The organism is Dermacoccus sp. 147Ba (assembly GCF_004151355.1).
Lineage (GTDB): Bacteria > Actinomycetota > Actinomycetes > Actinomycetales > Dermatophilaceae > Dermacoccus > Dermacoccus abyssi.
Genome location: NZ_SEHL01000001.1, coordinates 513,256 through 522,618, shown reverse-complemented (window position 1 = coordinate 522,618; position 9,363 = coordinate 513,256). Strand labels below are relative to the sequence as shown.

Here is a 9,363-nt window from a genome sequence, read left to right as displayed (position 1 = left end):
TGGGTCTTGCTCTCGAACAGTTCGCGCGGCGTCAGCGAGTTCGCGTGCATTTGTTTCCTTTCTCTGGCGCATCACATGAGTCCGGTACGCGATGGCTTCTAGGATCGAGGCTACCGAGCCGCTCCATAGTTTTAGCGATGTTGACGAGATCACTACCGCAGGCCCCGCCACTCTCGCGCCCGCTGCGGCGGGATCAGCTGAGTCGCGAACCATTACCGCCGAATACATTGGGATCGGGGTCGTGTCGATATCCTGTGGTCGAGCAAACGTGTGCGTGGTTGCCGCCTTTGCCGTCACGCCCTAGGCGGACCTGTGTAGAACCGGCAGGGGTCGTCTTAGTCTCGGGAGCGCTCATCCGCTGTGCTGGTGCGGGTAGCCCAGCATGTGGGCTCGGTGAGGGCCTGTGAACCAACGGCCAGTGACGCGCGACTGACGGTACGTTCCCATCCAGCCGAACGGCTGAATCAGAACATCGACCCGCCAGGAACGGGAGCGCTTCGGCAGTTCCTTCGGTGTCTGCGCGAGATGGGAGTACCAGCCGGAAAACGCACCGAGCATGAGCGTCGCTCGTGGGATATTCGACGATGCATCGATACTCCACCGCGGCTCTCCCCGGTGCGAATCCCAGGTCGGATCAACCGCCGCCGAGGCGTGGAACCAGCCGTGGAAGGGGTCCTTTTCACCGTCCTGCAACGCGTGCAGGGCCCAAGGCGTCGGCCGAGCATCCACGGCGTGGGGCCTCTCCGGACCGTCCCAATCCGGTGCGATTCCCTGTTCAGTCAGGCAGCGTTGCAGCCCAGCGAACATGCGGAGCTCGGGCGACTGGGACGGATGACGACGACCCCAGGGGCGACTCCGTCGAGGGACGGCTTGTCCAGCGTTTCTGCCATGGGGTCATCGTAGGGTCCGAGGCTTACTCCTGGGGCGGCACCACCGGTACCTCGTCAGCAGGCAGGTGCATCCGGCTCGCGACGAGGTTGCTGAACTGCACCGCAGCATCCCTTTTGTCGCTTCCCTTGGCCCACGAACCGAATTCGAAGGAGTAGTCCTCCTCCGTCGTCGCGACAGTGAGACGTGGTGGCTGCTTCTCGTCGCCCGGGCGCACTCGCACGTACCGGATCGACTCGGCCGGAATCGGCTCTCGCACGACTCCGTCACTCTCAACTTCGCGAGGAACCATGACGTAGAGGTGACGGTCCGTCATGGCCAGGTAGCGACGGCGACCGATGTCACCGACGCCGATTCCGCTGGTGTCCGCGACCTCCGCGACGCCGAGCAGACGCTCGTCGTCAGACAGGCGCCACGGCAGAACAGTCCTGAGGCTTGAGGGAGCCGTGGCCTGCTCCAATGCCTCGAAGCGCGGTTCTTCGTACTGCGGTGTCGCATCGCCGAGCCGCTCTGCCATCTGATTGAGGATGCCCGCGAGCTGCGCAGCATCCGTTGCATTCTTGCGTGACAGACGGCGATCGAACGCGTACCAGTTGGCCTTGAGCCCGGCCGCAACGTTGAGTTCCACGCGCAGTTCCCGAAGCACCTCGCGCGCTTCCCGTTTCGCCTCGTCGTCGTACTGACGGCTCACTTCGACGAGGTGGTCACGACGGCTCGCCTCGCGCGGATCCTGCTCCGCGCGAGCGTGCGCGTTACCGGCCTCGAGCAGCCGGTACATCGTCAAAGCATCCACGGCGCGCACGAGGGCTTGAGCGTCACCGATCATCTCCTCTGCGTGCTCCAAGAGGAACTGCTGACGTTCCTTGGCGTCCTTGTTCTTCTGCGGCAACTGCGGCGTCAGGCGTTTCAGAGCCCTGCTCGCGCGTTCCACCTGGGAAAGCAACTCGCCTCGCTTCGGCGCGACTCCCTGCCAGACCGAGTCGCTGACGGCACCGATTCGCATGGCAGTCTCAACGGCTTCGCGCAGGTCACGGTGATGCCCCACCGTCTCGCTCCACTCGCCATCCTTGATGGTGGAGCGGAGTTCACGCGTGAGCTCGATGTTGTGCTTCGAGAGCGACGCAAGGCGATTGAGTTCGGCCTGGATGCCGAGCATGACCATGGCTGGCCCCAAGCTGGCCGCCATCGTCGAGGCCGTTCCGGCTGCCGCAGGTACGAAACGGGCGTGTCCAACGATCTTGCCGTTCTTCATCAGGACGCTCAGGGTCTTGCCCTGACTCTGCATGAGCGTCGCTCCTTGCTTGAGCGCCTGGACGGTAGCTGCGTCCAGCTGAACCAAGCCACGGGCCGCGACCACTCCCTGCGCCGCCTGAGCGCCCGCGTTCGCCCATCCCAGAGCCTGCGTGGCGGCGTGCGTGACCTTGTCGCGCGCCGAGTCATCGAGCAAGCTCAGCGGCGTGACGTCGAGGCCCTCGGGCAAGAGGTCTCCGACGACCAGGCCGACGCCAGGCTGAATTTCGATGACGGCGACGTTGCCTTCGTCGCCGAAGGGCTCCACCTCGTGAGAGTTCGGGGTCTCGTTCATGAAAAGGCACCTCGGGTCGTGGAAGAGCGGGACATCCGGATCAGCATGTCACCAATGAGGCTCTAGTTGAACGGTTGTGAAAGACCTCGCGGCTCGCCTCCTCCCATTTTACGTCATGGCGGCGCTCCAACGTGCGTCCTGGTTGGCGGCAACGCCCCCAAGATGCAAAGGATTTGGTTGAATTTGGAGGATCTGCCCCACGCTGACCCCGGATGGTTGAAACTTGAACGTGTTTCCTACGTCGTCCCCCACCCCCGCTGAGATCGTCCAGCGTGGCGCCGACCTGCTCGTACCAGCCCTTCGCCGCTTCGTGGAGGACACCGCACCCCACTCAGGCGTGACATGGGAGCAGTACTACGCAGCACGTGACACGCGGGACGGGCGAACCCCTCGCAAGCGGTCACTGGACGACCCTCGGTTCCTCCTCAACATCGTCACCCACGAGTGGCGAGCGTTCTCCCCGAACATTGAGCCGATGCATAGTGCCTGGGCGCGGGAACTCACGATGTCGCTGAACCGAGCCGCACACGCCCGTCAGGAATTCAGCGACGCTGAAGCGCGTCGCTTCCTCGACACTCTCGGTCTTTTCTGCGAGAGCCTCCTGCCGGACGCCGACCTCGGGCCGCGCATCCGGGAACTGAACACGACCCTTGAAAGGCCGGCGGCCGCACCGAACAGCCAAGCGCCGGCCATCTCGACTCCCGCTGAGGCACCTGCGACCGCGGCAGAAGCCGTCACGAGCACTCCGCCCGAAGAGGTAACGCTCCCCTCCGACGCCGAAGCGTCAACCCTGAAGGAATCACCGATTCTCGAGACCGAGCCGGAGTCCGGCACAAGCTCTTGGGATGACGTGGACGACCGTGACGACCTCGGAGAGGGCCTTCGACGCGTCCAACTCCGCGTCGGAGAGATCTCCGTCGAGGCCATTTACTCCGAAACACTGAGCTTTGCCCAGGTCTGCCAGGGCGCGCATCCCGTCGTTGAAATCTCATGGAGCAACGACGGCACTGACGACGCCAAGATCGACCTCCTCACCGTCGAGATCGAAGGCTTGGCCCTCGACCCTGGCGCCGCACAGCTGACCGACATCGACCTGCCTGCAGGCTCGGGCATGACTCTCGGCTCTGCAGACATCGCGTGGAAGCCAGAGCGCCGCTCCTTCGCGGAAGTAACGCTCGCAACGCCGGTCGACCTCAGGGTGAGCATGATCTCCGGAGGTCGCCCCCACTCTGGCAGCGGAAAGATGACGGTCCTGGCTCGAGACCAGTGGGCCTTCGAGCCGCGCCCGGAACTCATCAGCGCCTTCGTCGCACCGAACGACCCCGGCGTCTCGGACATCGTGGAGAAGGCCAGAGGGCGTGTCGCTCCCGAGGCGAACGACGCCATGGCGATGGGCGATGCCATCTACGCGGAGCTGGCCTCCCGAGGTCTTCGACACGAAGCCGGTACTGCCGCTCCGGACACGGGAGCTTTCAGCGTGCGGCGCCCGGAGCAAACCCTGCAGAACCACGGGGGCACGGGTCTCGACCTCGCGGTGCTCTTCGCCTCCGCGCTCGAGGCGGCCGGCATCAACCCACTCATCACGCTCACCGACGACGGCGGTTTCGGCGGATACCTGACGGCCGACTTCGCCCTGTCCGAACCTGCGGTCACGGACGAAGAAATGATCCACACGCTGGCTCGCAGCCAGTACCTCGTGCCCGTCGATCTCGGGGTGTTCGAACGGGGCGCCGATGTGCCACGCCGCGAGGCGACGGCCGCCACGGAGTCGTACTGGGAACGTGGCCTCGACCGCGTCCGGGCCGTCATCGACGTCGCGGCCGCCCGTCGCCGCATCGAGCCCCTCCCGCGGCTACGTACTGACGCGAACGGATTGCTGATCCTTGAGGTCGAGCAAGCAGCCCCGCTCGCTCTGCGGCTGAACGAGTCGTGGACGGGGACGACAGCCACCGCGGCGGCTACTGCATATCCGCGGCGCGTCCAGAACTGGCGCAGCGCACTGCTCGACCTGAGTTTCCGTAACCCCTTGCTCAAGCTGAGTGGTCGCAGTGGGCTCGGGCTCCACGTGCCCGAGCGATCACTTCCGACGTTCGAAGATATCCTTGCGTCCGGCGAAAGCTTGACCATCCGCGCCGGCCTCGGCCTCGACCCCCTCAGCCACGGCGGTGCGACCTCCGTTCGGGATCGTGACGAGGCTGCGGTGGAAAGCATTCTCTTCAGGGAACGTGTGATCCACGGCCTCATGACCGAGGACAGTCTGGGCACTCGTCTCGACAAGCTCCGCCGTGACGCACAGCGCGTAATCGAGGAAACCGGCAGCAACAGCCTGTTCGTCACCATCGGTGCCCTCAAGTGGTCGGACGCCCGCGGTAACGATGCCTACGCCCCGCTCTATCTGCTCCCCGTCAAGCTTCAGGGACGGACGAAGGGCACGTACAAGCTCGTTCGTGAGGGAGACGAAGTCGCCCTGCCGAACTACTGCCTCATCCAGAAGCTGAAACTCGATCACGGAATCGACATACCGGCCCTGGAGACGCCGCCGCGCGACGACGCCGGTATCGATGTCCCCCGTGTCCTGACAGCGATTCGTCAGGCGCTTGTGTCTCACGGGTTGCCGTTCGCCGTCGTCTCCGACGTCCGACTCGCCATCCTCCAGTTCTCGACCCTGGAGATGTGGCGCGACGTGAGTGACAACTGGGAGACCCACGCGAATAACCCAGTCGTCAAACACCTCATCGAGACACCGCACGACACCTTCGGCGACGCCGTCGACGAGCCGCAGATGACGCAGGCTACCGAGGCCGAAGAGCACCTGCCGGTGCCCGCAGACGGATCACAGCTGGAGGCCATCCGGTGGGCACGTGCGGGACGCACCTTCGTGCTCGAGGGGCCGCCCGGAACCGGCAAATCCCAGACGATCACGAACATCATTGCCAACTGCCTCGCGGACGGCCAGAGCGTGTTGTTCGTTGCTGAGAAGCCCGCGGCTCTCGAAGTGGTGCGCCGGCGACTCAAGGGCGCCGGCCTCGGCGCCTTGACCCTCGACCTGCACGGCAAGGATCTCACCGTGTCGTCGGTGCGCAAGCAGCTGCGTGACGCGTGGGAGTACGTCCCCCGCGACGATGCCCGTTACGTGCAGTCGCGCAGCAAGGCGCGCAGCCTCGTCGAGGAACTCGCTGCGTACCCGCTCTCGCTGCACAGCGCGGGACCGGCCGGCCTATCGCTCTGGCAAGCCCAGGCTGCCGTGCTGCGTCACGCCGGGTCCGAACGTGCTCCAGTCACGATCCCGGCCACGATCCTTCGCGGTGAGGTGCGTATCGAGGACGCGCTCGATCACGTCAGCCGTGCGGAGGAACGCCTCTCGGAGTTGGACCGCCCCCTGTCCGAAAGCCCGTGGGGTCTGGCCGGACCCGGCGCAGCGCCCCTGGACACCGACGCAGTATCCCGCGCTGTCGCAGCCTTGCACTCTGCTGCGCTGCAGCTCTCTCCCGCACTGGTGGCGCTTCTGCGCGCCACCGGACAATCCGGATGGGGACGCGTCCCCGGCCTCCTCGCAACCCTGAGTTCGCTGCCGGAGAACCTCGTCGACGAAGCGTCACGTCACGACGCGAGTTGGTCGACGCAGTTGCAGCACCTTGCCGGCGAAATGGACCGCTTCGCTGCCCACTACGGGCACTTCGCCTCGGTGATCACCGCGCCTGCGCATCACGCCGACGTACCCCGCTTGCGCGAAGAGCTCAACGCGGCCCATGCAGCCGGTGTCTTCAAGCGGAAGCGACTCGTCGAGAACGCGGAAGCAAACATTGCCGCGTTGATGCGACCGGACCTGGCCCGACCGCACGATCTGCGCGCCTTCCTCAACGACCTCGAACACTTCCAGGGTGAAGCCAACAACCTTCGCCGTCGTAGTGAGGCGCTACTCCCGGGCGGGGGAAACCCCCACATGGGCGGTCAGATCCCACGTCAGATGGCTGCCTACCTCGAACAATTGCGGGTCGCCCGCGGTTCGTTCGAGAACCCTCAAGCACTCGAGACGTACGTCGACAACCTCCGGCGCCGGGCAACCGATCCCCGCCGTGACTTCGAGGCTCTCGAGCCGTTCACTCTGGCGTGGAGCCGCCTTCGTGAGAGCCTCATGGCGGACGAGGACACGATCAACACGTGGTGCAAGGGCCGAGGACTGGCCGCGGCCGTCCTCGACACCCTGCCCGCGTGGCAGGAAGCTGCACAAACCCATCGCTTCGGCGAGCTCCGTCGTGTGGCCGCTGCGCAAGGATCACTCGCCGAGCTGCGACGCATTGGGCTCGACGGCTTGATCGAGCGCCTCGAACGCGGTGACGACGGTAGAGCGAATGTGCGTGATGCAGTCGACGCCGAGATCGCTGATGCAGTGCGCGCCGAGCGCCTCGACAGCGCGGGGCTCGAGCGGTTCAACGCGAAACGCCGTATGCAACGCATCGAGGAATTCGCTCGCGAGTCGGACAGTGCCCGCAAGGCCGCTCCGACAGCCCTCCCCGCGCTGGTCCGCCAAGCACACGCGGTCGACACACGCCGACCGAGCAAGGATCTCGCGGCCCTGCACCGAGAGTTCGAACGCAAGCGGGGCGGCTCGATCCGAGAACTCCTCGCCCAGCATTCCCCCGCACTCCGACGCCTCACGCCGTGTCTCCTCATGAGCCCGGCAAACGTGGCCCGCTTCGTACCGGCCGATGTCGAGCCGTTCGATCTCGTCATCTTCGACGAGGCGTCGCAGATCCGCGTTGCCGACGCCGTCGGAGCGCTGGGACGTGCCAAGGCTGCGATCGTCGTGGGCGACTCCGAGCAGATGCCTCCCACGTCGATGTTCGCAGTGAGCAACTCCGACAAGGACGACGACAGTGCGACCGAGGAAGATCTCCTCGTTCCATCCGATCAGGAATCAATTCTGAGCGAGTGCGTCGACTCCAACATCCGGCGACTGTGGCTGACCTGGCACTACCGCAGTCAGGACGAATCACTCATCACCTTCTCCAACCACGCCTACTACCACGACCGCCTTGCGAGCTTCCCTGCTCCGCCGTCCGACTCCGGTGAGCGTGCGGTGTCGATGAAACTCGTCAGAGGTCAGTTCGACGGAGGTGTCGGTGGCACGCGCACGAACAAGGTCGAGGCGACGGCCATCCTCGAGGAAGTAAAGGAACTGCTTCGGCGAGACCCCTCGACGTCCATCGGTATCGTCACCCTGAACTCACAGCAGCGCGACCTTCTCACTGAGATGTTCGAAGAGGAAGAGGGCGCCGTTCGTCGAGCCATGAACCGTGATGAGGACCCGCTCTTCGTCAAGAACTTGGAGAACGTCCAGGGAGACGAGCGTGACGTCATCCTGTTCTCGCTCGCGTTCTCGCCCAACGAAAAGACGAACCGCCTCGGCCTCAACTTCGGCCCTTTGACGCGAACGGGCGGTCACCACCGTCTGAATGTCGCGATCACGCGAGCACGGAAGAAGGTGAAGTTATTCGCCTCGTTCCAACCCGAAGACATCGACCTGTCTCGTACCCGCTCCGTCGGGCTGCACGACCTGCGCGCCTACATGGAATTCGCCCGAGGCGACGAGTCGGCCGTCGAGGGTGCGATTGCCCGGTTGGCCCCGGACGCGTACCGCCGCAGTCTCGTCGAAGCCCTGACGAAGTCGGGTCTCGAGGTCCGCGAGGGAGTCGGCACGAGTTCGTTCAAGGTCGATCTCGCCGTACGCCGGCCCGGCTCAGAAGCGTGGGTCGCCCTGCTCCTCGACGGAAAGGAATGGGCTGAGCGCGCCACCGTCAGCGACCGAGAAGTATTGCCTGAGATGGTCCTGGGCAAGGTCATGCAGTGGCCCCGCGTCGAGCGTGTGTGGCTCCCCGAGTGGATCGCGGACGAGGCTGGCGTGCTGGCCCGGATCGACGAGGCCTGTGCTGACGCGTCGGCGAAGCTTGCTGAGTCTCGAGTCGAGTCGGCCGAAGTGTCGGCAGACGAGGTCAACACGGTCCTGCATGAGGAACTGGATCTTCACACAGGCGAGGGCGCTCCGACCACCAATTCATTCGAGCCGAGTCAGCCTGCCGTACTCGACGCTCCACTGACGCGGATGCACACAGCGATGTCTGCGCGCCTCGACGAGGTCGGGGAACTCACGGTGGCACCGCCTGAATCGGTGGCTCCAGAGCTTTCCGAGGGGTCCGATATCGAGCCTGACGAACACACTTACTCGGCATCGGATGGCCCGAGCGAGTTCCCGCAGTCATCCTTCGCATCAACGGATGATGAGGAGCCAAACACAGAAGCGGGATCCGCCGACGAGATCCTCCTCGAGGAGTTCATCCCCTGGGAGACCGAAACGCTCGAGGAAGGCCTTTTGTCCGACCTCACTGAACCGCATGCGAAGGCACGAGTCAGGGAAACCGTTCGACGTGTGGTTGCCGCTGAGGGCCCGATCGAATCCTGGCGATTGGCCACTATCGTCGGGCGCAGCTACGGAGTGCAGCGAGTCAGTAGCCTGCGCCACGGCAGCGTTCTGAACTTGGTGCCAAGGACCCAGGCCCGGGCAGAGAACGGCCTGACGTTCGTGTGGCCCGAGGACGTGACGCCTGACGCTTACAACCTGGTGCGGCAGAGCTCAGTCCCCCACCGGAGCGTGACGGAGATTTCGAGAGCGGAACTCACGAACGCGATGATTCTTGCGCTGAGTGAGTACCCGGCGATGAGCGTGCCGGCTCTTCATCGGGCCACAATGCGAACCTTCGGGATCTCCCGCTTGGGATCGAACGTGCAAAGCCGACTCGAAGCGGTCTTGGCGTGGGCGGTTCGCAACGGATGGATCGTCAAGGACGGTCACCTCTGCGCTCTCCCTGAGGAGTGACTCTGCACGTCGGTGA

General features: G+C 64.8%; 3 protein-coding genes. 1 reads left to right on the top strand and 2 read right to left on the bottom strand.

From position 1 onward, the window contains the following. Positions 1 to 351: 351 nt before the first annotated feature. Positions 352 to 729 carry a hypothetical protein gene (locus EVU97_RS02350; RefSeq protein WP_129663171.1) on the bottom strand — a complete coding sequence of 126 codons (378 nt, stop codon included), beginning with the start codon at positions 727 to 729 and terminating at the stop codon, positions 352 to 354. A 184-nt stretch (positions 730 to 913) separates the two neighbouring features. Beyond that, the gene (locus tag EVU97_RS02345; protein WP_129663169.1) at positions 914 to 2,473 is read right to left on the bottom strand and encodes a hypothetical protein; all 1,560 of its coding nucleotides are present in this window, start codon (positions 2,471 to 2,473) and stop codon (positions 914 to 916) included. A 229-nt stretch (positions 2,474 to 2,702) separates the two neighbouring features. Between EVU97_RS02345 and EVU97_RS02340 the strand changes: the two genes are divergently transcribed. Continuing rightward, the gene (locus EVU97_RS02340) at positions 2,703 to 9,347 is read left to right on the top strand and encodes a DUF3320 domain-containing protein (protein WP_255417450.1); all 6,645 of its coding nucleotides are present in this window, start codon (positions 2,703 to 2,705) and stop codon (positions 9,345 to 9,347) included. Positions 9,348 to 9,363 lie beyond the last annotated feature (16 nt).